Source organism: Paraburkholderia sp. (genome assembly GCF_049581445.1).
GTDB lineage: Bacteria > Pseudomonadota > Gammaproteobacteria > Burkholderiales > Burkholderiaceae > Paraburkholderia.
Map to the genome: position 1 here is coordinate 1 of NZ_JBAURZ010000192.1, position 21,935 is coordinate 21,935.

A 21,935-nucleotide genomic window follows, 5' to 3' on the forward strand; every position below is an offset into this window, starting at 1 on the left:
CTTGAGGCGTGGGCCGGGTTCGCAGCGTGCGGGGTGCGCCTGAGCAATTGCCGCTTATAGACGGGTAAGGACGGCGGTAAAAGGAAGGCGCCCGGCAGATGTCCGCGCGGCGACGGCCTGGGTCAGCCACACCTGCCTGCCGCCTGCTGAACGCGAACCATGCCAGGCAGCCCGCAGCGCTTCCAGCGCGCGTCGGATCAGCTTAGAACAGCGAAGCGCTGAGCTTGCGCCGCCACTGCGAAACCAGTTCCGGCTGATGCGCGGCAAGATCGAACACCGACAGCATGGTCTTGCGGCCGATATCGTCGCGGAACGCCCGATCGCGACGCACAATCTCCAGCAGATGTTCCAGTGCGCCTGCATAGTTGCGGCGGGCTATGAGCGCGCTTGCGAGGTCGAAGCGGGCCTCAAGGTCAGCCGGTTCGGCCGCCACGCGCGCTTCGAGCGCGTCGGTAGGGGGCAAGTCAGCGGCGGCATCCACGGCGTCCAGACGCGTCTTGATGGCGTTAAAGCGCGGGTCGATGCCTTGAGTGGTCTTCGGCGATAGCAGATCCACCTCGTTGCGCGCCTCGTCGATATGGTTGTCGTCCAGCAGCAGTTCGATCAGGTCGAGGCGTGCGTCGTCGTAGCCGGGGTCGTAGGCGAGGGCGGCCTTGAGCGCGTCGTACGCATCCTCACGGCGACCTTCTGCCAGCGCCACTTGCGCTTCGGCGCGTGCGGCGTCGGCGCCTTGCGGGACGAGCCGGTCGAGGAAGGCGCGCAACTGGCTTTCCGGCAGCACACCGACAAACTGGTCAACTGGCTGGCCGTCGGCAAAGGCCATGACGTGCGGAATGCTGCGCACCTGAAAGTGCCCCGCGAGTTCCTGATTCTCGTCGACGTTGACCTTCACCAGGCGCCATTTGCCGCCATACTCGGCTTCGAGTTTTTCCAGCATGGGGCCAAGGGTCTTGCATGGCCCGCACCACGGAGCCCAGAAGTCGACCAGCACGGGGGCCAGCGTCGACGCGGCTATGACGTCTTTTTCGAAAGTGGCCAAGGTGGTTTCCATTGCATCCTCGTTATATAACGGTTCGCCCTTGGAGATGGGGGCGAACGCGGTGAGTTCAATGCGCGCGCACTTGGACGCTCAATGCGGCTTGTGCTCGGGCAGCGGAATCCATTCGGTTTCGCCGGGCACCTGGCCCATTTCCTGATTTGTCCAGGCGAGCTTGGCCTGCTCGATTTTCTCACGTGAGCTGGATACGAAATTCCATTCGATAAAGCGCTCGCCGTCCAGCTTTTCGCCGCCCAGCAACATCACCGTAGCGCCGCCGCCGCTTGCCAGCGTGACGGTTTCGTCCAGCGCCAGCACGGCCATCTGACCGGCCTCAAGCGGCTCGCCGTCGATTTCCAGATCGCCCTCTACCAGATAGACGCCGCGTTCCTCGTGTTCAGGTTCGAGCGCAAAGGCGCTGCCCGGCGTGAAATGGGCGGCGACGTACAGCGTGCCGGAGAATGTGGTCACTGGCGCGGTCTCGCCGAACGCGCTGCCGGCGATCACTCGCAGGGTGACGCCGTTGCGCTCGATCTCGGGCAGCGTCGCGGCGGCGTGATGCTCGAACGAAGGCTCGATGTCTTCGTCGTCCAGCGGCAACGCGACCCAGGTCTGGATGCCGTGCATGGTCTGGCCGTTCGCGCGGTCTTCGGCGGGCGTGCGCTCGGAATGAACGATTCCACGGCCGGCGGTCATCCAGTTCACATCGCCGGGGACGATTTTCTGCTCCGAGCCAAGGCTGTCGCGATGCATGATCGCGCCTTCGAACAGGTACGTGACGGTGGCGAGCCCAATGTGCGGATGCGGGCGCACGTCAAGCCCGACACCCGGTTCGAGCGTGGCGGGGCCCATGTGGTCGAAGAAAATGAATGGCCCAATGAGCCGTGCGGCCAGCGCCGGCAGCACGCGGCGCACCGTCAGACTGCCGACGTCCCGCAGATGGGGCTTAAGGACCGCTTTGATCGATGAGGACATGGGGCAGGCTCGGTGGATGGTGAATGAAGATCATTCTACTGGTGTGAGGGTGATGCTGCTGCGAAGTGTGTGCAGCACAGCAGGGGTTGTGCATTGTCCTTACAAGCGCCGCTTCCCGGCGTGGTTTCAGGTGGCGCAAGCTCCGTTAAACTCCCTCTTCAGATAACAGTACCCAACTTACATGGGACCAGACTAAGCGCTAAAGCGCTAACTCTGGTCGACCGCTTTGCATGGGACCAGACTAAGCGCTAAAGCGCTAACTCTGGTCGACAAAGGAGACGGCGATGGCGCCGAAGGATTTGATGCTGGCGCTGGTGGTGGTCGTTGTGTGGGGCGTCAACTTTGTCGTGATCAAAGTAGGTTTGCACGGCGTGCCGCCTATGTTGCTAGGAGCGCTACGCTTTACCCTTGCGGCCGTACCGGCCGTGTTCTTCATCAAGCGTCCGAAGATGCCCTGGCGCTGGCTGATTGCATACGGCGCGACCATTTCGCTCGGTCAGTTCGCGTTTCTCTTTTCCGCCATGTACGTGGGTATGCCGGCGGGGCTTGCCTCGCTGGTGCTGCAGGCGCAGGCATTCTTCACGCTGATTTTCGCCGCAATATTTCTGCGTGAACGCTTCAGCGTGCCCAATCTGCTGGGGCTTTTTATCGCCGCCTGCGGGCTCGCGGTGATCGGCATGCAGGGTGGCCACGTGATGACGTTAGCGGGATTCGTTTTGACCTTGTGCGCGGCGGCCTCGTGGGCGCTTGGCAATATCGTCACGAAGAAGGTCGGCAAGGTCGATCTGGTTGGACTCGTGGTGTGGGGGAGCCTGGTACCGCCGCTACCGTTTCTCGTCCTCTCCTACTGGTTCGAAGGGCCGCAGCGGATCGCGGCGGCGCTCGCGGGTATCGGCGCTACGTCGATTTTCGCGGTGGTCTATCTGGCGTTTATCGCGACACTGATTGGTTACAGCCTGTGGAGCCGCTTGCTGTCGCGCTATCCAGCGAGCCAGGTCGCGCCGTTTTCGCTGCTGGTGCCAATTGTGGGCCTGGCGTCTGCGTCGGTGTTTCTGGGTGAACAGCTGTCCGCGCCGCAAGTCGTGGGCGCGTTGCTGGTGATGGCGGGTCTGGCGGTGAACGTGTTCGGCGCGTGGATCGTACGGCGCTTCGCACCCGCGCGATGATAGGCGCGGCGCTGACTCACTTGACCCACGGACTCACTGATCCGCCCACACACGGGCAGGCTGGCACCTGCTTCTCAGGCCCAGCCCGCCGCGCGACACTCGATCAGGTCATGCGGTTTTTTGCCAACGGCGGATTGGCGGCGAAATAGCGCTTGATGCCCTTCAGAATCGCGCTGGCCATCTGATCGCGATAGGCGTCGTCGTTCAGGCGTTTCTCTTCATCCGGGTTGCTGATGAACGCGGTTTCCACGAGGATTGACGGAATATCCGGTGCCTTAAGCACCGCAAAGCCCGCCTGTTCGACCGACCCCTTATGCAGCTTGTTGATGTCGCCGATTTCGTTGAGCACGAAGTTGCCGTAGCGCATCGAATCGCGGATTTGCGCGGTGGTCGACATATCGAACAAGGCGCGGTTCACCGCCGCATCGTCCGACTTGATGTTGATCCCGCCAATCTGATCCGAGGAGTTTTCCTTGTTCGCCATCCAGCGCGCGGCCGCGCTCGATGCACCGTGGTCCGACAGCGCGAATACCGACGAGCCACGCGCGAGCGGTGTAGTGAAGGCGTCCGCGTGAATCGACACGAACAGATCGGCACCCACGCGGCGTGCCTTCTGTACGCGCACATTGAGCGGCACGAAGAAGTCGTCGTCGCGCGTCATCATGGAGCGCATGTTGGGCTGCGCATCGATCTTCGCGCGCAGCTTCTTCGCAATGTCGAGCGCGACGTGCTTTTCGTAGGTGCCCGCGCTGCCGATCGCACCAGGGTCCTCGCCGCCGTGGCCCGGATCGATCGCCACGGTCAACAGACGCACCGTATTGCTCTTGCCGGTCTTCGGATTGGTGAAGGGGTAGGCGTCGTTGTCGCCATCCGGGCTGTCGTTCTTCGCAATCGCGACAGGCGGTGCGGCGGGCTTGTTCGGCGCGCCCGCGAGCGTTGATGGATGCGGGACCGGTGCAACATGAACCGGTGGACGGGGTAGGTCCGGCGTGGCGTTATTCTGTGCGTAGCGATCGAAGAAGGCTTCGCTGTTGTCGGCTGCGGGCGGCGTTGTGCCGGGGCCGCTGAGCGTGGCCGGAGGCGCGGCGTCTTCGTTCAGCTTCTGTTGCTTGCGCTCGCTTTGCGCTAGCAGATCCATCATTGGATCGGGCGCGACCGCCGGATACAGGTCGAACACCAGCCGGTACTTGTACGACCCCACGGGCGGCAACGTAAATACCTGCGGTTTCACCGAGCCCTTCAGATCGAACACCATGCGCACCACGTGGGGCTGATATTGTCCGACGCGCACGGCCTCGATCTGCGGATCGTTCGGCGTGATCTTCGATACCAGATCCTTGAGTTCCTGGTCGAGGTCGAGACCGCTCAGGTCGACCACGAGGCGATCGGGTGCCAGCAGCAATTGCTGCGTGTTCTGCAGCGGCTGGTCCGATTCGATGGTCACGCGCGTGTAGTCGCGCGCCGGCCAGACGCGCACGCCGAGCACCGAGCTGGCCCATGCAAGACGCGGTGCGACGAGGCCCAGCACGAGCGTCGAAGCGCCGGCGCGAAGAATCTGCCGGCGCCGCCAGTTGTGTGTCGCTGTGGCGGCGGATTCGATTGAGCGAAATGGCTTGATTAACATCTTTCTAGACATGCTTTTCCTGATTCGCTGTACGCCCGGGCGACCAGCACCCGGCCGTCGCCGTCGACATCGAGCGAGAAAACAAGATCCGGCACGCCTAGCAGGCCGCCCGCGCGCTGCGGCCATTCGACGAGGCAAACGGCGCCACTGTCGAAGTACTCGCGAAAGCCAGCGTCGGCCCATTCAGCCGGATCGGTGAAACGGTACAGATCGAAGTGATAGAGCTCAAGTTCCCCATCCGGTCGTTCAACGGCATAAGGTTCGACGAGCGTATAGGTTGGGCTGCGTACCCGCCCGGTGTGTCCGAGGCCGCGCAGCGTGGCGCGGACGAGGGTGGTTTTGCCGGCGCCGAGGTCGCCGGTCAATTGAACTTGCAGGCCACTGAATGCGTTGCCGCCGACCAGTTGCTGCGCGTGCCGCACGTGCTCGATGGCGTCTGCGAAGCGCACGCCAAATGCACTGGTGGCGGCTTCGTCCACGAGCGTGAAGTGGCGCTCGAGCAGGACGGCAGCGGAAGGTTTGATCGAGAGATCGGAGTGGTCGGGCATTCTCGTAAAATGGCGTGATGAACCGAAGTCCGGAGCCCCCCGTTTCCTGCACGCCTGCGTCCGATGACGATGCGCCTGCCATGCGTCAACTCGATGAAGCGACGCTGGCAGCGCTTGCCCTGCGTATCAAGACGTGGGGCCGCGAACTGGGTTTTGGGGCGGTCGGCATCAGCGATACCGATCTTTCCGCTGCCGAGGCGGGGCTCGCAGCGTGGCTCGAAGCGGGCTGCCATGGCGAGATGGATTATATGGCCAAACATGGGATGAAACGCGCGCGGCCGGCCGAGCTTGTGGCCCATACGCGACGCGTGATCACGGCGCGGATGGCCTATTTACCCGCTGCGGCCCAGCCTGGAAAGCTCGACGAAAGCGCGTTGCCAGGGCAGGTGAAAGACGCCGCGAACGCCCGTGTTCAAAGCGAAACGTGGCGCGCAGACGAACTGGCGCGGCTCACGGACCCCGCGGCGGCGGTCGTCTCAATCTACGCACGGGGTCGCGATTATCACAAGGTGATGCGTAACCGGCTGCAACAATTGGCCGAAAAAATCGAAGCGGAAATCGGTTCATACGGCTACCGCGTGTTCACCGATTCCGCACCGGTGCTCGAGGTGGAACTCGCACAAAAGGCCGGGCTCGGCTGGCGCGGCAAGCATACATTGTTGCTGCAAAGCGACGCCGGGTCGCTGTTTTTTCTAGGCGAAATCTATGTCGATCTGCCGTTGCCGACCGATGCGCAGACCGCGCCCGAAGACGCGCCGCAGACGCCCGGCGCGCATTGCGGTAGTTGCACGCGCTGTATCGGCGCCTGTCCGACGGGTGCGATCGTCGCGCCTTATAAGGTGGATGCGCGGCGCTGCATCTCTTATCTCACGATCGAACTAAAGGGCAGTATTCCCCTGGAATTGCGGCCGCTGATCGGTAATCGCGTGTATGGCTGCGACGATTGCCAGCTCGTCTGTCCGTGGAACAAATTCGCGCAAGCGGCACCGGTCGCCGATTTCGACGTACGCCACGGGCTGGATCGTGCCACGCTCACGGATCTGTTCGACTGGAGCGCCGACGAGTTCGACACGCGTATGCAGGGCAGCGCGATTCGACGCATCGGCTACGAATGCTGGCTGCGCAATCTGGCGGTCGGCATGGGCAATGCGTTGCGTGCCGATCCGGCGAGCTTTGCCGGCAGTGCACGCGCCGCGATTGTGGACGCGCTGCGTCGGCGCGCCGATGACCCGTCGCCGCTGGTGCGCGAGCATGTCGAGTGGGCGCTTGAAGCGGCCTAAGCAGGCAGCGTACAGTAGCGGGGTTTCGGCGCGGCAGCGGGCTGCGCGGAAGGTGGGTCAAGGATCAGGCGAGGCGGGCAAGTCCATCATGTTCAACGCAGTAATCGATGCACCGTTCGGCAAAGTAGGGATCCGTCTCGAAGCTGACACCGTACGCGAGATTGTTTATTTGCCGGATTCGGTGCGCAGTGTCGCGCCCGATACGCCGTTGGCGAAAGAGGCCGTGCAGCAGATCGAACGCTATCTGGCGAGGGCGTCGGCGGCGTTCGACTTGCCGCTCGCTGCGGTCGGCACGGCTTTCCAGCAGCGCGTATGGACGGCGATCAGCGAGATCCCGCCAGGCGTCGTGCTGACCTACGGGCAGCTGGCCAAACGGATCGGCAGTGCACCGCGCGCGGTCGGCCAGGCATGTGGCTCAAACTATTTCCCAATCGTGATTCCGTGCCATCGGGTGGTGGCGTCGAGCGGCATTGGCGGCTTTGCGCATCACGGTGACGACGGCTTTTTCCGGCAGGTCAAGCGCTGGCTGCTCGCGCATGAAGGTGTGCCCTACGCATGAGCGAAACCCTTACCGCGGACGACGCCTCCAACTCGCCGCTATTTCTGACCAGTAACGCCTCCATCGACGCATTCTGCGACGCGCTGTGGCTCGAACACGGTTTGTCGCGCAACACGCTCGACGCTTACCGGCGCGACTTGCGTCTGTTCTGCGAGTGGCTGGCGCAAATCCGCAACAGCTCACTCGATACTGCCAGCGAAGCTGATCTCACGGCCTACAGCGTGGTGCGTCAGAAAGACAAATCGACTTCGGCGAACCGCCGTCTTTCCGTGTTCCGGCGTTACTACGCGTGGGCCGTGCGTGAGCACCGCGCAACGGTGGATCCGACGCTGCGCATCCGCTCGGCCAAACAGCCTGCGCGCTTTCCCTCCACCTTGAGCGAGGCGCAAGTCGAGGCGCTACTCGGTGCGCCGGATATCGACACACCGCTGGGTCTGCGCGACCGCACGATGCTCGAACTGATGTACGCGAGCGGCCTGCGCGTCACCGAACTCGTCACGCTGAAGACCGTGGAAGTCGGGCTCAACGAAGGCGTGGTGCGCGTGATCGGCAAGGGTTCGAAGGAGCGCCTGATTCCGTTCGGTGAGGAGGCGCACGCGTGGATCGAGCGCTACCTGCGCGAAGCGCGTCCGGCGTTGCTGGGTGCGCGCGCAACCGACGCGCTGTTCGTGACGACGCGCGCCGAGGGCATGACGCGCCAGCAGTTCTGGAACATCATCAAACGTCATGCGGCGGCGGCTGAAGTACACGCGCCGCTGTCACCCCACACCTTGCGTCACGCATTCGCGACACACCTGCTAAATCACGGCGCCGACTTGCGCGTCGTACAACTGCTGCTCGGCCACACGGATATCTCGACCACACAGATCTACACGCACGTCGCCCGCGAACGCCTGAAATCGCTGCACGCGGCGCACCATCCGCGCGGCTGAATCGAGGCGCCGGGCCGGTGCGCACCGGATCATTTCGAACCATCGTGCCACGCTCGCCGAAGCCGCACAATTGGCCGCTCGGCAGATAGCCGGTGCGCGATCCCGCTATTACAATGCGCCGATGAGCAAATCCAGACACGTCTCCGAAACGCCCGCGACGCAGTTCCTGCGCCGCCATGGCGTTGAATTCAGTGAGCATCCGTACGACTACGTCGAGCATGGCGGCACGGCGGAGTCGGCACGCCAGCTAGGCGTCGACGAGCACCAGGTCGTCAAGACGCTAGTCATGGAGGATGAGCATGCAAAGCCGCTGATCGTGCTGATGCACGGCGACCGCACTGTCTCCACCAAGAATCTCGCGCGGCAGATCGGCGCAAAGCGCGTCGAACCGTGCAAGCCTGAGGTGGCGAACCGGCATTCGGGGTATCTGATCGGTGGTACTTCGCCGTTCGGCACCCGCAAGGCGATGCCGGTGTATGTGGAGGCGAGCATTCTTGAACTCGACAAAATCTGGCTGAACGGCGGGCGGCGCGGTTTTCTCGTCTGCATTGCGCCGTCCGTGCTCGACGGGTTGCTGCAGGCGAAACCGGTGCAATGTGCGAGCGTGGATTGAACACCGCCATGCAGTCGCTGTGGCCGAGGGGCGGAAAAGCTGGCGTGGCGCGCCGTTTTGTAGAGACCCACTGCAAAAGGGCCTGGTTCTGAGGGCGCGGTTCGGTAGAATGTTCGCCATTTCGTTCGCACTGCATGGTGCCGCGTGCACCGTGGCGCCGTGTGCGCTTTCCGATACCTATAAGAGTCCCAGATGGAAAACCTGATCGTTGCCGTCGTCGCCTATCTGATCGGTTCGGTGTCGTTCGCCGTGATCGTCAGTTCCGTGATGGGGCTGGCCGACCCGCGCTCATACGGCTCGAAAAATCCCGGCGCCACCAATGTGCTGAGAAGCGGCAACAAGACGGCCGCGATTCTGACCTTGCTCGGCGATGCGTTCAAAGGCTGGCTGGCGGTGTGGCTGGTCAGTCACTTCGGCGCGCGCTACGGGCTCGACGACGACGCCATTGCCCTCGCTGCTATCGCGGCGTTCCTCGGTCATCTGTACCCGGTGTTCTTCCGCTTCAAAGGCGGCAAAGGCGTCGCAACCGCTGCGGGCGTGCTGCTCGCCATCAACCCGGTGCTGGGTCTCGCGACCATGGCGACGTGGCTGATCATTGCGTTCTTCTTCCGCTATTCATCGCTGGCGGCGTTGGCCGCGGCCGTGTTTGCGCCGCTGTTCGACGGCTTTCTGTTCGGCGCGAACATCATCGCGCTGGCCGTTGTCGCGATGAGCTGCCTGCTGATCTGGCGCCATCGCGGCAATATCGCGAAGCTGATGGCCGGCAAGGAGAGCCGGATCGGCGACAGGAAGAAGGCCGGGGCCCAGCCAGAAGCCAAGCGGCATTGAGGGGCTGGCACAGCGCGGCGTAGCGCTGCATGCCACGCGCGGTTGGCGTGCGTTCCCGTCTGAGGCGCCCCCGCAGCAAACCGCCCGCTCAGCAAACCGCCCCCGTGTTTAGTCGCGGAAGTTGTTGAAGTCGAGCGGCGTATCCGTCACATCCTTGCGCAGCAGGGCAATCACGCTTTGCAGATCGTCGCGCTTGGTGCCCGAAATGCGCACGGCGTCGCCCTGAATGCTCGCCTGAACCTTGATCTTGCTGTCCTTCACCAGACGGACGATTTTCTTCGCCAGATCACCCGAGACGCCTTTCTTCACCGTGGCGACCTGCTTGACCTTGTCGCCGCCGATTTTCTCGATCTTGCCGTACTCGAGAAACCGCACGTCCACATTGCGCTTGGCCAGTTTCGACACCATTACGTCCTTGACCTGGCCGAGCTTGAAGTCGTCGTCGGCAAAGAGGGTCAACTCGTTTTCCTTGTGTTCGACACGCGCGTCCGACCCCTTGAAGTCGAAGCGGGTTGAAATTTCCTTGTTGGACTGTTCGATCGCGTTCTTGACTTCGATCATGTTTGCTTCGCAGACGACGTCAAACGATGGCATTGCTTTCTCCCAATAGTGCCGGCGATGCGTGGCGCGGCCGGACGGCTGCACACCCTGCACTCGCTATAATCACGAACCGGACGTCATTTTACCGACGCCTTTCTCTTTTGCCCAAGGCCGCCGCGCAAAGGCACCTGGGCTGCGCCAGACGGCCTTCACATTCCGCACATTCCGATGCATCAGCACGCCCCCGCTTCCCTTCTTGACAGCTATCCGCTTCAGACGCACAACACGTTTGGCTTTGATGTCCGCGCGCGCCTTGCCTGCCGCGTCGAGCGCGAGGACCAGTTGCTCGCGGCGGTTCGCGACCCGCGTGTGGCCGGGCTTCCCCGCCTGGTGCTGGGCGGAGGCAGCAATATCGTGCTGACCCGTGACTTCGACGGTCTGGTGTTGCTGGTCGCGCTTCGCGGCCGACGTCTGGTGCGCGAAGACGACCACGCGTGGTACGTCGAAGCCGCCGCCGGGGAGAACTGGCACACCTTCGTTGAGTGGACGCTCGCAGAGGACATGCCCGGGCTCGAAAACCTCGCGCTGATTCCCGGGACCGTCGGCGCGGCGCCGATTCAGAACATCGGCGCGTATGGGCTGGAAATGTGCGAGCGCTTCGCCTCCCTGCGTGCGGTGGAACTGGCCACGGGCGAGACGCACGAACTCGACGCGCAAGCGTGCCGGTTCGGCTATCGCGACAGTTTCTTCAAGCGCGAAGGACGCGACCGCTTTGTGATCACCTCGGTCACCTTCCGCCTGCCGAAAACCTGGGTGCCGCGAGCCACCTACGCGGATATTGCCCGCGAACTCGCCGCCGAGGGCCATGGTGACACATCGCCAGGCCCGCAGGCGATTTTCGATGCGGTCGTGGCCGTGCGGCGCGCGAAGCTGCCTGATCCGCTGCAGATCGGTAACGCGGGGAGCTTCTTCAAGAACCCGGTGATCGACGCGGCGCAATTCGATTTGCTGCAGCGGCAAGAGCCCGAGATGGTGTCGTATCGTCAGCCGGATGGACAGGTCAAGCTCGCTGCAGGGTGGTTGATCGACCAGTGCGGCTGGAAAGGGCGCGCCATGGGCGCAGCGGCGGTGCATGAGCGTCAGGCGCTGGTGCTCGTGAATCCGGGCGGGGCGAGTGGCGCTGAAGTAATCGCGCTGGCGCAGGCGATCCAACGGGATGTGCGCGAGCGGTTTGGGGTGGAGCTGGAGGCGGAGCCGGTTTGTCTGTGAGCGCGGGGTGAGGGTGGACGTTGCCGCGTTAGGACGTGAGGAATAAAAAAGCGCCAGGAGTGATCCTGGCGCTTTTTTTGAACCCTAAGTTGTGCCCGGGCGAGCCGTTACCGGAATTTCTCGTTTTGACGACGCGGGTTCAGTTTTTGGCCGCGCCTGACTGCGCTCGGCCCCGCTGCCAGCATGCGTTTTGGCAACAGCCGCGCCCTGCGGCGCTGAACTTCGCTCACGCGAAGTTCAGCTGAGCCGAAACGCGCACTATTAGCTCCGCTGGCGACGCGCATTCTCCGCAATCCGCATGCGCAGCGCGTTCAGCTTGATAAAGCCGCCGGCGTCGGCCTGGTTATACGCGCCGCCGTCGTCATCGAACGTTGCGATGGTCTTGTCGAACAACGTTTCCTTCGAATCGCGCGCCACCACCGACACGCTGCCCTTGTACAGCTTCACGCGCACCCAGCCGTTGACCTTCTCTTGCGTATGGTCGATCAGCACCTGGATCGCGCGACGCTCCGGGCTCCACCAGTAGCCGTTGTAAATCAGCGCGGCATAGCGTGCCATCAGATCGTCTTTCAGGTGCGCCACTTCGCGGTCGAGCGTGATCGATTCGATGCCGCGGTGCGCCTTCAGCATGATCGTGCCGCCCGGCGTTTCATAGCAGCCGCGCGACTTCATGCCGACATAACGGTTTTCGACGAGATCCAGACGGCCAATGCCGTGCTTGCCGCCCAAACGGTTCAGCTCAGTGAGCATCTCCGCTGCCGACAGACGCTTGCCATTGATCGCCACCGGGTCGCCGTGCTCGTACTCGATGTCGAGGTATTCTGCCTGATCCGGTGCCTGTTCCGGCGAGACCGTCCAGCGCCACATATCGGCTTCGGCTTCCGCCTTCGGGTCTTCCAGGTGACGGCCTTCGAACGAGATGTGCAGCAGGTTCGCGTCCATCGAATACGGTGCGCCGCCTTGCTTGTGCTTCATTTCGATCGGAATGCCGGCGTTCTCGGCGTACGCGAGCAGCTTTTCGCGCGACAGCAGGTCCCATTCACGCCACGGCGCGATCACCTTGATACCCGGTTCCAGTGCGTAGTAGCCGAGCTCGAAGCGAACCTGGTCGTTGCCCTTGCCGGTTGCGCCGTGCGACACCGATTGCGCGCCGGTTGCGCGCGCGATCTCGATCTGGCGCTTGGCGATCAGCGGACGCGCGATAGACGTGCCCAGCAGATACTCGCCTTCGTAAATCGTGTTGGCACGGAACATCGGGAACACGAAGTCGCGCACGAATTCTTCGCGCAAGTCTTCGATGTAGATGTTTTCCTGCTTGATGCCGAGTTGCAAGGCCTTCTTGCGCGCCGGTTCCAGCTCTTCGCCCTGGCCGATGTCGGCCGTGAACGTGACGACTTCGGCGTCGTAGTTGTCCTGCAACCATTTCAGGATGACGGAGGTGTCGAGGCCGCCCGAATAGGCGAGCACGACTTTCTTGATATCGCTCATGGTGAACTCGTAGCTGGGAGACTAGTGCGCGCCGGCCGCTCCGGTGCGCGGAAAAAAACGTTATTTTGACACTAAACCACGAGGCCCCCTCGTTTTTGGGACGGGGCAGCGGATCCGCCAGCTTGCATCTCGGGCGGTCCAGCCTCGAAAAGCGTGCCTGGCAGGAGGCGCGGCGCGTTCGTGGATGCCCGCCTCGTAGCCGGGCCCCGTCGCGCTCACGCAGAGAATGCTCAGTGATTCAGCTTGCCGAGCAATAGAAATTCCATCAATGCCTTTTGTACATGCAGACGGTTTTCCGCTTCGTCCCACACGACGCTCTGCGGCCCGTCAATCACGTCCGCGCTGACTTCTTCGCCGCGATGGGCGGGCAGGCAGTGCATGAAGAGCGCATCCGCCTTGGCGCACGCCATCATGTCGGCGTCGACGCACCAGTCGGCAAAGGCCTTCTTGCGGGCTTCGTTTTCCGCCTCAAAGCCCATGCTGGTCCAGACGTCCGTGGTGACCAGATCGGCGCCGGCGCAGGCGTCGTTCGGGTCGTCGAATTCTTCGTAGAACGGCGCGCTTTCCGCTGCCACCAGCGCGTGGTCGACCTTGTAACCCGGCGGCGTGGACACGCGCAGCTTGAAGCCCAGAATCTGCGCCGCTTCGATCCACGTGTAGAGCATGTTGTTGGCGTCGCCAACCCAGGCGACTGTCTTGCCGCGAATCGGTCCGCGATGTTCGAAAAACGTGAAGATGTCGGCCAGCACCTGGCAGGGGTGATATTCGTTCGTCAGCCCGTTGATGACCGGCACGCGCGAATTCTCAGCAAAGCGCTGCAGAATGTCCTGGCCAAACGTGCGGATCATGATGATGTCGACCATGCGCGAGATAACTTGCGCTGCATCTTCGATCGGCTCGCCGCGTCCGAGTTGCGTGTCGCGCGTGCTCATGAATACCGCGTGGCCGCCTAGCTGGAAAATGCCTGCTTCGAACGACAGGCGCGTGCGCGTCGAGTTTTTCTCGAAGATCATCGCAAGCGTGCGGTCGTGGAGCGGGTGGTACGTCTCGTAGTTCTTGAACTTGTTCTTCAGGATGCGAGCGCGCTCAAGCACGTACTCGTAGTCGTCCAGGGAGAAATCGTTGAACTGGAGATAATGGCGAATTTTCTTGGCGGTCATGAAACAAATACGGCGGTCTCACCCGGCGGAATTGCCGGACGGCGCCGCCGTCGTTTGTGGTAACTCTATGCAGCATAAAGGATTTTGGCCCATTTGACGAGCTAGCCAAGTGGCAAGAGGATCGGTCCTAAAAGGCGCGCGGCCAGCTTAAGACATGTCTTGTGTGCAGTGCGGGAACAGGTCCGCTGCGCTATAATCTCGGGGTTTCCTAAAGCCCAGCAGGCAGGTTCCATGCTTGTGGGACACGGCTCGCGCGCCCGGAAGGTTTTTCCTCGCGGTGCGCCGTCATGACGATAGCTGCGGTGGCCCTTGGTGGCCCGCGGCGCCCGGTGGCATAGTCCGCGGGGTCGTGTACGACGTGTTCAAGCAGCCGCATTCGCTGGCAATTAGCTGGGCAGTCACACAGGTACCCGTACATGGCCGAAACACCTCCAACCGAATTTTTCATTCAGGGCATTACCAAGAGCGGGAAGACGTTTCGGCCCAGCGACTGGTCGGAGCGACTCGCCGGTGTGATGTCCATGTTCGGTCCCGGTGCCAAAGGCCCGAATGCTTACCTGCAATACTCGCTGTACGTGCGTCCCACCATGTTGAACAATCTCAAGTGCATCATCCTCGATTCGCGTTTGCGGGACATCGAGCCCATGGCGTTCGATTTCGTCATGAATTTCGCGAAGGATAACGAGCTGGTGGTCACAGAAGCGTGTGAACTGCCGCCGCACCACGGGACTCAGCAAGCGCAGAAACGCTGATCTCTCGTTAGTCCAGCAAATTTGTCGGGCGCCTGACGCGCTAGAGATAGAAATGACAAAACCCGCGTAAGCGGGTTTTTTCGTATCTAAGGGAGACGTGTGCCAGTTGCGGCGATGTTTCGACTGATGGCCTCGCGGCGAGCGCTTCATTGGCCAGCAAGGCAATGGAGTGCCGCGCGTCGGATCTCCTGTGGACCATTACCGCGGCGCGCAGGAAGACAAAAAAGCCCGCCGAGGCGGGCTTTCATGACGCAGCGGAAACAGGAGGTAGCCCACCGAAGCGGGCTTGCCGGATTTACTGCGCTGCGGACGCTTGCAGACCCTTGATGGCTGCAGCGAGGCGGCTCTTATGGCGAGCTGCCTTGTTCTTGTGAACGATTTTCTTGTCGGCGATGATGTCGATTGTCTTCGACGATGCCGTGAAGATCTCAGCGGCCTTAGCCTTGTCGCCGGCGTCGATCGCCTTGCGAACTGCCTTGATTGCCGTGCGGAACTTCGAGCGCAGCGCCGAGTTGTGCGAGTTTGCCTTCGCGGCCTGGCGGGCGCGCTTGCGTGCTTGTGCGGAGTTAGCCATGACGGTTCCTTATCCTGTTCCTGTTTCCAGTACCTGACCTTCAAGTGGCCGGGCGCTGCTTTAGATCGAACCCTTGGAAGCGATTGCCCAAGAGCGCAAAAAGTGACGAAATTACTGATTCAACGAGGCGAAATCAGGCCCGTTCAGTGGGCGCTTAGATGGGCTGCAGAGGGCGACCCAAATGCTTCCCGAAAATTGAGCGAGCGTCGAAACCGGCGATTATAGCAACAAAAACAGGCACGTGGCAAACGGAAATGCACCGCGAGGCTGGCTGACCTATCCCTGACGGGATCACAAACCGGCCCCCAAAGCGAACGTCTGCGCGGCAAATCGGTCCGATTCGCGTTCAGGCTCGTCGACCGCACTTGCGGCACCCGTATAATAAGCGCCCCATGAATCTATTCCGAGCCCTGCTGACGGTCAGCGGCTTCACGCTGCTGTCGCGCGTGACCGGTCTGGCCCGCGAAACGCTGATCGCACGTGCGTTCGGCGCCAGTCAATACACCGACGCGTTCTACGTCGCCTTCCGCATTCCCAACCTGCTGCGCCGGATTTCCGCAGAAGGGGCCTTCTCGCAGGCGTTCGTGCCGATTCTTGCTGAATTCAAGAACCAGCAAGGACACGACGCTACCAAAGCCCTGGTGGACGCGACCTCCACCGTGCTGGCCTGGGCGTTGGCGATCCTGTCCCTGATCGGCGTGGTAGGGGCGTCCGGCGTGGTCTTTGTCGTTGCCTCGGGGCTTGCCCACGACGGCGAGGCGTATCCGCTCGCCGTCACGATGACGCGGATCATGTTCCCGTACATCGTGTTCATCTCGCTCACGTCGCTGGCGTCGGGTGTGCTGAATACTTACAAGAACTTTTCACTTCCGGCTTTCGCACCTGTGCTGCTGAACGTGGCGTTCATCGGCGCGGCCGTGTTCGTCGCGCCGCATGTGAAGACGCCGGTCTATGCGCTGGCGTGGGCGGTGATCGTCGGTGGGGTATTGCAGTTCCTGGTGCAGTTGCCGGGGCTCAAGAAAATCGACATGATTCCGCGTATCGGGCTGAACCCGCTGCGCGCACTCGCGCACCGCGGCGTCAAGCGCGTGCTGGCGAAAATGGTCCCCGCCATGTTCGCGGTCTCGGTCGCGCAGATCAGCTTGATCATCAACACCAATATCGCGTCGCGTATCGGGCCGGGCGCGGTCTCGTGGATCAACTACGCTGACCGCCTGATGGAGTTCCCGACCGCATTGCTGGGCGTCGCGCTCGGCACGATCCTGCTGCCCAGTCTCTCAAAGGCACACGTCGACGCGGACCCGCACGAATATTCGTCGTTGCTCGACTGGGGCTTGCGGGTCACGTTCCTGCTGGCCGCGCCGAGCGCCATCGCGCTGTTTTTCTTTGCCGAGCCGCTCACGGCAACACTTTTCCACTATGGCAAGTTCGACGCTCATTCGGTGGTCATGGTGGGGCGTGCGTTGTCGGCTTATGGCGTCGGGTTAATCGGGCTGATCCTGATCAAGATTCTCGCGCCAGGCTTCTACGCCAAGCAGGACATCAAGACGCCGGTGAAAATTGGCGTCGGTGTGCTGGTGGTGACCCAGTTGAGCAATCTCGTATTCGTGCCGATCTTTGCGCACGCGGGCCTGACGTTGAGCGTGGGACTGGGCGCCTGCATGAACGCGTTGCTGCTGTTCATCGGCTTGCGCCGGCGCGGCATCTATATGCCGTCGAGCGGCTGGCTGGTGTTCTTCGTGCAGATGATCGGCGCTTGTCTGGTCCTTGCGGGCGTGATGCACTGGTTTGCCATCAGCTTTGACTGGATTGGTTTGCACAACCGTCCGCTTGAGCGGATCGTGTTGCTGGCTGCGTGCCTCGTCCTGTTTGCTGCGCTATATTTCGGTATGCTTTGGCTGATGGGCTTCAAATACGCGTATTTCAGAAGGCGAGCGAAGTGATCACGACGACGCGGGTTCTCGACTATTTCAGCACGCTGGTCGCCGAAGACGACAGTCTGCCCTTAACCGAGGCGGCGCTTTCGCTTGCACAGGACGCGTACCCCGATCTCGATCTGCAAGGCACGCTGGCCGAGATTGACGAACTGGTGCTGCGCCTGCAGCGCCGCATGCCGGACGACGCGGACATCAAGCAGAAGGTCGGCATCCTGAACCGGTTTTTCTTCCGCGAACTCGGCTTTGGAAGCAATCTCAACGATTACTACGATCCCGACAACAGTCATTTGAACGTGGTGCTGAAACGGCGCCGCGGCATTCCGATTTCGCTCGCGGTTCTGTATCTGGAGATGGCCGAGCAGATTGGTATTCCCGTGCGGGGCGTGTCGTTTCCCGGTCATTTCCTGCTGCGCGTGACCACGCCCGAAGGCGACGTGATGCTCGATCCGACCAGCGGGCATTCGCTGTCCGAGTCGGAAATGGTCGAGATGCTCGAGCCTTATGTGGCGACGGCGGGCGAGTCGGTGAGCCGCGCCTTGCGCATGCTGCTGCAACCGGCCACGCGGCGCGAGATCATCGCGCGGATGCTGCGTAATCTCAAGTCGACGTATCTTCAGACGGAACGCTGGCAGCGGCTGCTGGCTGTTCAGCAGCGCCTCGTGATTCTGCTACCCGAGAGCATCGAGGAAGTGCGCGATCGCGGTTTCGCTTATGCGCGGCTCGACTATCTGCGGCCGGCGCTTGAGGACCTGGAGCGTTATCTGGGCGACCGCCCGGATGCTGACGACGCAATGGTCGTCGAATCGCAGTTGCACGAGTTGCGTCAGCGTACGCAGCACGATGACAGCGACTGAGGCGGTTGCGCGAATCCACAAAATAAAACGCCTGCTACGCGCATTTAGCTTCGCGCGGCAGGCGTTTTTTCATTGATGCGCCGACTTCGTCGGGCGCGCGAATGCCTACTTGGGTTGCATGCGGATCGCGCCGTCGAGGCGGATCACTTCACCGTTGAGCATCGGATTTTCGACGATTTGTTTGGCGAGCATCGCGTATTCCACCGGTTTGCCCAGACGCGGGGGGAACGGCACCATCGCCCCGAGGGCGTCCTGCACTTCCTGCGGCATGCCGAGCAGCATCGGCGTTTCGAAGATGCCCGGTGCAATCGTCATCACGCGGATGGCGTTGCGCGACAGGTCGCGGGCGATCGGCAGCGTCATGCCCGCCACGCCGCTCTTCGAGGCTGCGTATGCCGCTTGCCCGATCTGCCCGTCGAATGCCGCCACAGACGCGGTATTGATCACCACGCCGCGCTCGCCGCCTGCGTTCGGCTCATTCTTTGCCATTGCGGCGGCCGCGAGGCGGATCATGTTGAAGGTGCCGATCAGGTTGATCGAGATGGTTCGCGTGAACGCGTCGAGCGGATGCGGGCCATCCTTGCCGACGGTCTTGATGGCAGGGGCAACACCCGCGCAGTTGATTAGCCCGCGCAGCACGCCGAGCCTGGTGGCTGCCTCGACAGCCTGGATGGCGTCGTCTTCGCGGCTCACATCGCATTTCACGAAGACGCCGCCGAGTTCCTGCGCGAGCGCCGCGCCGGCGTCCTGATTGAGGTCGGCGACGATGATCTTGCCGCCTTCCGCCGCGAACATGCGCGCGGTTGCCGCGCCGAGGCCCGAGGCCCCGCCGGTAATCAGGAATACGTTGTCACGAATCTCCATGTCTCTTCTCCTTCACTGCAGTTTGTTAATCGTTACGATCGAATATCTTTTCGATGATCGATTGTAGCGGCTATGCTGCAGCGCGGAAAGCGAAAGGCCGCGGCATCTGCACCAGCATGGAGCGGTGTTGTGATGGGAATTTGATACGGATAACTGAAGATTGCACGCGAATCGAACAGGCTCGAACGCCGGTTGCGCACTAGACCTCGAGGGCAGGAAACGGAGGGCACAACAGACGCCACAAATGAAAACCCGCCCAGACGGGCGGGTTCCAGCAGCGCACCGATAAGCGCTTACTTTAGCGCATCGAATGCACGGGTACGGATCTCATCGACCGTGCCGAGGCCGGAAATTGCGCGGTACTGCGGCGCCTTCAGGCTGCTCGACGCATCGCCATGTTTGGCCCACGTGTTGTAGTACTCGATCAGCGGTTTGGTTTGCGCCACATATACGTCTAGACGCTTCTTGACGGTTTCTTCCTTGTCGTCGTCGCGCTGGATCAGCGGCTCGCCGGTGACGTCATCGACGTTGTCGACCTTCGGCGGGTTGAACTTGACATGGTACGTGCGGCCTGACGCGGCGTGCACCCGGCGACCGCTCATACGCACGATGATCTCGTCAAACGGCACGTCGATTTCCAGCACATAGTCGATCGCGACGCCCGCCTGCTTCATGGCTTCGGCTTGCGGCAGCGTGCGCGGAAAACCGTCGAACAGATAGCCGTTTGCGCAATCCGCTGCCTGCAGACGTTCCTTCACGAGGTTGATGATCAGCTCGTCCGGCACGAGTTCGCCGGCATCCATGAAACGCTTTGCTTCGACGCCGAGCGGCGAGCCGGCCTTGACGGCTGCACGCAGCATGTCGCCAGTGGAGATTTGCGGAATGCCGAATTTTTCTTTGATGAAGGTTGCCTGAGTGCCCTTGCCAGCCCCAGGCGCACCCAACAGGATCAAACGCATGTGATATCTCCAGATCTATGTGAATTCTTTCGCGGCGCAACGCCTGAAGCTCATCTACGCGTTCTGCTCAAGGGGCCCGCTTCGAACTGTCCGCGGCATGCCTCGCGCTGCTTGTCGATGGCGACAGCGCTGCAAGGGGTGGCGGGACAACCGGGGGCAAACCCTGGCGAACGATCATTGCAGATGGTGCGCACAGTCGTTTGATTATGCCATGGGTTTTTACGCCGACGGACCGAATAAGGCCTGTACGCGAGCGAGGTCTGCAGGCGTATCGACGCCAGGCAGCGGCGCTTGCGCAGTGACTAGCACGGCAATCCGCTCGCCGTGCCACATGGCCCGCAGTTGCTCGAGCGCCTCGGCCTGCTCGATTGGCGATTGCGTCAGGCTCGGGTAGCCGCGCAAAAAACTGGCGCGGTACGCGTACAGCCCGATATGTCGGTAAACCGTTGCAGGTGCGGGCGGGGCGGGCATCGAGGCAATATCAGGCCAGTGCGGCTGCCAGGCATCGCGTGCCCAGGGAATCGGCGCGCGCGAGAAGTACAGCGCCACGCCGCGCGCGTCCAGCACGACCTTGACCACGTTCGGATTGAAGACTTCAGCGGGGTCGGTGATCGGGTGCGCGGCGGTCGCGATTGCGCAATCAGGATTCGCGGCGAGGTGCGACGCAACGCCGCACACCAGCGCGGGATCAATTAGCGGTTCATCGCCTTGCACGTTGACGACGATGGTGTCGTCGCTCCAGCCGAACTGCGCGGCCACTTCCGCAAGGCGGTCGGTGCCGGACGGATGGTCCGCGCGCGTCATGATCGCCTCGATGCCGTGCTCGCGCGCGACGTCTAGAACCGACTGCGCATCCGAGGCGATCAGCACCTGCTGGGCACCCGAGGCGAGTGCGCGTTGCGCGACGCGCACCACCATGGGCTTGCCGCCGATATCGGCGAGCGGCTTGTTAGGCAGACGGGTGGACGCGAGCCGCGCCGGAACGACGGCAATGAACGGCGGGGCGGAGGTGACGGTGGCTTGGGTCATCGACTTGGCGGCGGCAAAACCGGAAGAGGGCGCACCGTACGAAGGTGCGCCGAAGAAAAACGGCCGGGCGCGAAACGGCGTCTTAAGCGGTCGTTAACGGCCCTTTGAGCGGTCTGGCTGGCGGACGGGCTTCAGGCGCCCGGCGCCGGATTCAGTGGCTCGACCGGCGTGCCTTCCACGGTCTGACGCGCTTCGTCGACCAGCATGACCGGGATGCCGTCGCGGATCGGATACGCCAGCTTGTCTGCGTTGCAGATGAGCTCCTGAGCGGGACGATCGTAGCTGAGCGGGCCCTTGCAGATCGGGCAGACGAGAATTTCAAGCAGGCGAGCGTCCACGGACTTTCTCCACGACTAGTTCAATGAGGCGATGATCCAGCGCGGCTTCAACCGGGACAACCCAGATGCGCGCATCATGCCAGGACCCTAATTTTACCGCATCCTTTTCGGTGATCAGGATCGCATCGGCATCGACATCCGTGAAAGGATTGGCTGTGAACGCATAGTGATCCGGCAACGCGCGCGTGGTGGGCGTGACGCCGGCCGCGCGCAGGGTAGCGAAAAAGCGCTCGGGCGCGCCAATGCCGGCCGCGGCCATCACCCGCTCGCCGCCGAATTGCGCAAGCGGACGGCGCAACTCGGGATTGCCCAGATGCCATGCGTCGCCGGGCGTGAGTTGCAGCGCGAAGGTGTTGGGCCAGGGCGGCAGTGTGCGTTCGTATGGATTGTTGATCAGCGTGGCGTCGCGACGGCGCGATAGCGGTTCTCGCAGCGGACCGGCCGGCAGCAGGAAGCCATTGCCGCCGAGGCGATGGTCGAAGACCACCAGCTCGGCGTCGCGTGCGAGACGGTAGTGTTGCAAACCGTCGTCGCTGATGATCACGTCCACATCACGATGCGCCGCGCATAGCGCCTGCGCGGCGGCGACGCGGTCCGGGCAGACCCAGAC

At 62.4% G+C, this 21,935-nt stretch carries 23 protein-coding genes; 10 read left to right on the plus strand and 13 right to left on the minus strand.

Translation table 11 applies throughout. The features are described from left to right. Nucleotides 1-202 precede the first annotated feature (202 nt). Both trxA and WCA85_RS16880 read right to left on the minus strand, forming a co-directional pair. Nucleotides 203-1,051, minus strand: coding sequence for a thioredoxin (trxA, locus tag WCA85_RS16875; protein WP_424065760.1), 849 nt, complete (start codon nt 1,049-1,051; stop codon nt 203-205). A gap of 78 nt (nt 1,052-1,129) precedes the next feature. Beyond that, nucleotides 1,130-2,011, minus strand: a complete 882-nt coding sequence (locus WCA85_RS16880; RefSeq protein ID WP_424065761.1) for a pirin family protein — start codon at nt 2,009-2,011, stop codon at nt 1,130-1,132. Between the two features lie 284 nt (nt 2,012-2,295). Between WCA85_RS16880 and WCA85_RS16885 the strand changes: the two genes are divergently transcribed. Then, complete coding sequence (locus WCA85_RS16885) at nt 2,296-3,177, plus strand: EamA family transporter (protein ID WP_424065763.1); 882 nt, start codon at nt 2,296-2,298, stop codon at nt 3,175-3,177. A gap of 103 nt (nt 3,178-3,280) precedes the next feature. On the opposite strand, the gene WCA85_RS16890 is transcribed toward WCA85_RS16885, so the two are convergent. Further along, nucleotides 3,281-4,813: an N-acetylmuramoyl-L-alanine amidase gene (locus WCA85_RS16890; RefSeq protein WP_424065765.1), complete on the minus strand. Its 1,533-nt coding sequence runs from the start codon at nt 4,811-4,813 to the stop codon at nt 3,281-3,283. Further along, the gene (tsaE, locus tag WCA85_RS16895; protein ID WP_424065767.1) at nt 4,795-5,349 is read right to left on the minus strand and encodes a tRNA (adenosine(37)-N6)-threonylcarbamoyltransferase complex ATPase subunit type 1 TsaE; all 555 of its coding nucleotides are present in this window, start codon (nt 5,347-5,349) and stop codon (nt 4,795-4,797) included. Before tsaE ends, WCA85_RS16890 begins: the two co-directional genes overlap by 19 nt. 17 nt (nt 5,350-5,366) lie before the next feature. On the opposite strand from tsaE, the gene queG reads away from it, so the two are divergent. From queG to plsY, 5 genes are all read left to right on the plus strand, one after another. Beyond that, complete coding sequence (queG, locus tag WCA85_RS16900) at nt 5,367-6,629, plus strand: tRNA epoxyqueuosine(34) reductase QueG (protein WP_424065770.1); 1,263 nt, start codon at nt 5,367-5,369, stop codon at nt 6,627-6,629. 88 nt (nt 6,630-6,717) lie between these two features. Beyond that, nucleotides 6,718-7,188, plus strand: a complete 471-nt coding sequence (locus tag WCA85_RS16905) for a methylated-DNA--[protein]-cysteine S-methyltransferase (protein ID WP_424065772.1) — start codon at nt 6,718-6,720, stop codon at nt 7,186-7,188. Next, nucleotides 7,185-8,120 (plus strand): site-specific tyrosine recombinase XerD, encoded by a 936-nt coding sequence (gene xerD, locus WCA85_RS16910; RefSeq protein ID WP_424065774.1) that lies wholly within the window; start codon nt 7,185-7,187, stop codon nt 8,118-8,120. Before WCA85_RS16905 ends, xerD begins: the two co-directional genes overlap by 4 nt. 121 nt (nt 8,121-8,241) lie before the next feature. Continuing rightward, on the plus strand, nt 8,242-8,733 hold the full coding sequence (ybaK, locus tag WCA85_RS16915) for a Cys-tRNA(Pro) deacylase (RefSeq protein WP_424065775.1): 492 nt from the start codon (nt 8,242-8,244) through the stop codon (nt 8,731-8,733). Nucleotides 8,734-8,925: 192 nt separating this feature from the next. Continuing rightward, nucleotides 8,926-9,561, plus strand: a complete 636-nt coding sequence (plsY, locus tag WCA85_RS16920) for a glycerol-3-phosphate 1-O-acyltransferase PlsY (RefSeq protein WP_424065777.1) — start codon at nt 8,926-8,928, stop codon at nt 9,559-9,561. Between the two features lie 108 nt (nt 9,562-9,669). Here the strand turns inward: plsY and WCA85_RS16925 are convergent, their stop codons facing one another. Then, on the minus strand, nt 9,670-10,155 hold the full coding sequence (locus tag WCA85_RS16925) for a YajQ family cyclic di-GMP-binding protein (RefSeq protein WP_424065779.1): 486 nt from the start codon (nt 10,153-10,155) through the stop codon (nt 9,670-9,672). A 174-nt stretch (nt 10,156-10,329) separates the two neighbouring features. Here WCA85_RS16925 and murB point away from each other — a divergent pair, with 174 nt between their 5' ends. Continuing rightward, entirely contained in the window at nt 10,330-11,370 is a 1,041-nt protein-coding gene (murB, locus tag WCA85_RS16930) for a UDP-N-acetylmuramate dehydrogenase (protein WP_424065780.1), read from the plus strand. A 261-nt stretch (nt 11,371-11,631) separates the two neighbouring features. On the opposite strand, the gene WCA85_RS16935 is transcribed toward murB, so the two are convergent. After that, complete coding sequence (locus tag WCA85_RS16935) at nt 11,632-12,858, minus strand: argininosuccinate synthase (protein ID WP_424065782.1); 1,227 nt, start codon at nt 12,856-12,858, stop codon at nt 11,632-11,634. A gap of 230 nt (nt 12,859-13,088) precedes the next feature. Continuing rightward, nucleotides 13,089-14,018: an ornithine carbamoyltransferase gene (gene argF / locus WCA85_RS16940; protein ID WP_424065784.1), complete on the minus strand. Its 930-nt coding sequence runs from the start codon at nt 14,016-14,018 to the stop codon at nt 13,089-13,091. 416 nt (nt 14,019-14,434) lie between these two features. Between argF and WCA85_RS16945 the strand changes: the two genes are divergently transcribed. Next, entirely contained in the window at nt 14,435-14,770 is a 336-nt protein-coding gene (locus WCA85_RS16945; RefSeq protein ID WP_424065786.1) for a DUF3579 domain-containing protein, read from the plus strand. Between the two features lie 295 nt (nt 14,771-15,065). Here WCA85_RS16945 and rpsT read toward each other — a convergent pair whose 3' ends face one another. Continuing rightward, a complete protein-coding gene (gene rpsT, locus WCA85_RS16950) occupies nt 15,066-15,344 on the minus strand; it encodes a 30S ribosomal protein S20 (RefSeq protein WP_424065788.1) in 279 nt (92 codons plus the stop codon). Nucleotides 15,345-15,736: 392 nt separating this feature from the next. Here rpsT and murJ point away from each other — a divergent pair, with 392 nt between their 5' ends. Then, nucleotides 15,737-17,287: a murein biosynthesis integral membrane protein MurJ gene (gene murJ, locus WCA85_RS16955; RefSeq protein ID WP_424065789.1), complete on the plus strand. Its 1,551-nt coding sequence runs from the start codon at nt 15,737-15,739 to the stop codon at nt 17,285-17,287. Then, nucleotides 17,284-18,135 (plus strand): SirB1 family protein, encoded by an 852-nt coding sequence (locus WCA85_RS16960; protein ID WP_424065791.1) that lies wholly within the window; start codon nt 17,284-17,286, stop codon nt 18,133-18,135. The genes murJ and WCA85_RS16960 overlap by 4 nt, the downstream gene beginning before the upstream one ends. Before the next feature lie 105 nt (nt 18,136-18,240). Here WCA85_RS16960 and WCA85_RS16965 read toward each other — a convergent pair whose 3' ends face one another. The 5 genes from WCA85_RS16965 to lpxK all read right to left on the minus strand — a co-directional run. Beyond that, nucleotides 18,241-18,999, minus strand: coding sequence for a 3-hydroxyacyl-CoA dehydrogenase (locus WCA85_RS16965; RefSeq protein ID WP_424065793.1), 759 nt, complete (start codon nt 18,997-18,999; stop codon nt 18,241-18,243). Nucleotides 19,000-19,292: 293 nt separating this feature from the next. After that, complete coding sequence (gene adk / locus WCA85_RS16970) at nt 19,293-19,958, minus strand: adenylate kinase (RefSeq protein WP_424065794.1); 666 nt, start codon at nt 19,956-19,958, stop codon at nt 19,293-19,295. A gap of 219 nt (nt 19,959-20,177) precedes the next feature. Next, nucleotides 20,178-20,987, minus strand: a complete 810-nt coding sequence (kdsB, locus tag WCA85_RS16975; protein WP_424065796.1) for a 3-deoxy-manno-octulosonate cytidylyltransferase — start codon at nt 20,985-20,987, stop codon at nt 20,178-20,180. A 131-nt stretch (nt 20,988-21,118) separates the two neighbouring features. Further along, nucleotides 21,119-21,325, minus strand: coding sequence for a Trm112 family protein (locus WCA85_RS16980; RefSeq protein WP_424065797.1), 207 nt, complete (start codon nt 21,323-21,325; stop codon nt 21,119-21,121). Beyond that, on the minus strand, nt 21,306-21,935 hold a 630-nt coding region (gene lpxK / locus WCA85_RS16985), incomplete at its 5' end, for a tetraacyldisaccharide 4'-kinase (RefSeq protein ID WP_424065799.1). The genes lpxK and WCA85_RS16980, both read right to left, overlap by 20 nt.

What these genes read in the sequence shown, in the direction of transcription:
- trxA (WP_424065760.1), bottom strand. Translation starts at nt 1,051, where the DNA reads ATGGAAACCACCTTGGCCACTTTCGAAAAAGACGTCATAGCCGCGTCG.
- WCA85_RS16880 (WP_424065761.1), bottom strand. Translation starts at nt 2,011, where the DNA reads ATGTCCTCATCGATCAAAGCGGTCCTTAAGCCCCATCTGCGGGACGTC.
- WCA85_RS16885 (WP_424065763.1), top strand. Translation starts at nt 2,296, where the DNA reads ATGGCGCCGAAGGATTTGATGCTGGCGCTGGTGGTGGTCGTTGTGTGG.
- WCA85_RS16890 (WP_424065765.1), bottom strand. Translation starts at nt 4,813, where the DNA reads ATGTCTAGAAAGATGTTAATCAAGCCATTTCGCTCAATCGAATCCGCC.
- tsaE (WP_424065767.1), bottom strand. Translation starts at nt 5,349, where the DNA reads ATGCCCGACCACTCCGATCTCTCGATCAAACCTTCCGCTGCCGTCCTG.
- queG (WP_424065770.1), top strand. Translation starts at nt 5,367, where the DNA reads ATGAACCGAAGTCCGGAGCCCCCCGTTTCCTGCACGCCTGCGTCCGAT.
- WCA85_RS16905 (WP_424065772.1), top strand. Translation starts at nt 6,718, where the DNA reads ATGTTCAACGCAGTAATCGATGCACCGTTCGGCAAAGTAGGGATCCGT.
- xerD (WP_424065774.1), top strand. Translation starts at nt 7,185, where the DNA reads ATGAGCGAAACCCTTACCGCGGACGACGCCTCCAACTCGCCGCTATTT.
- ybaK (WP_424065775.1), top strand. Translation starts at nt 8,242, where the DNA reads ATGAGCAAATCCAGACACGTCTCCGAAACGCCCGCGACGCAGTTCCTG.
- plsY (WP_424065777.1), top strand. Translation starts at nt 8,926, where the DNA reads ATGGAAAACCTGATCGTTGCCGTCGTCGCCTATCTGATCGGTTCGGTG.
- WCA85_RS16925 (WP_424065779.1), bottom strand. Translation starts at nt 10,155, where the DNA reads ATGCCATCGTTTGACGTCGTCTGCGAAGCAAACATGATCGAAGTCAAG.
- murB (WP_424065780.1), top strand. Translation starts at nt 10,330, where the DNA reads ATGCATCAGCACGCCCCCGCTTCCCTTCTTGACAGCTATCCGCTTCAG.
- WCA85_RS16935 (WP_424065782.1), bottom strand. Translation starts at nt 12,858, where the DNA reads ATGAGCGATATCAAGAAAGTCGTGCTCGCCTATTCGGGCGGCCTCGAC.
- argF (WP_424065784.1), bottom strand. Translation starts at nt 14,018, where the DNA reads ATGACCGCCAAGAAAATTCGCCATTATCTCCAGTTCAACGATTTCTCC.
- WCA85_RS16945 (WP_424065786.1), top strand. Translation starts at nt 14,435, where the DNA reads ATGGCCGAAACACCTCCAACCGAATTTTTCATTCAGGGCATTACCAAG.
- rpsT (WP_424065788.1), bottom strand. Translation starts at nt 15,344, where the DNA reads ATGGCTAACTCCGCACAAGCACGCAAGCGCGCCCGCCAGGCCGCGAAG.
- murJ (WP_424065789.1), top strand. Translation starts at nt 15,737, where the DNA reads ATGAATCTATTCCGAGCCCTGCTGACGGTCAGCGGCTTCACGCTGCTG.
- WCA85_RS16965 (WP_424065793.1), bottom strand. Translation starts at nt 18,999, where the DNA reads ATGGAGATTCGTGACAACGTATTCCTGATTACCGGCGGGGCCTCGGGC.
- adk (WP_424065794.1), bottom strand. Translation starts at nt 19,958, where the DNA reads ATGCGTTTGATCCTGTTGGGTGCGCCTGGGGCTGGCAAGGGCACTCAG.
- kdsB (WP_424065796.1), bottom strand. Translation starts at nt 20,987, where the DNA reads ATGACCCAAGCCACCGTCACCTCCGCCCCGCCGTTCATTGCCGTCGTT.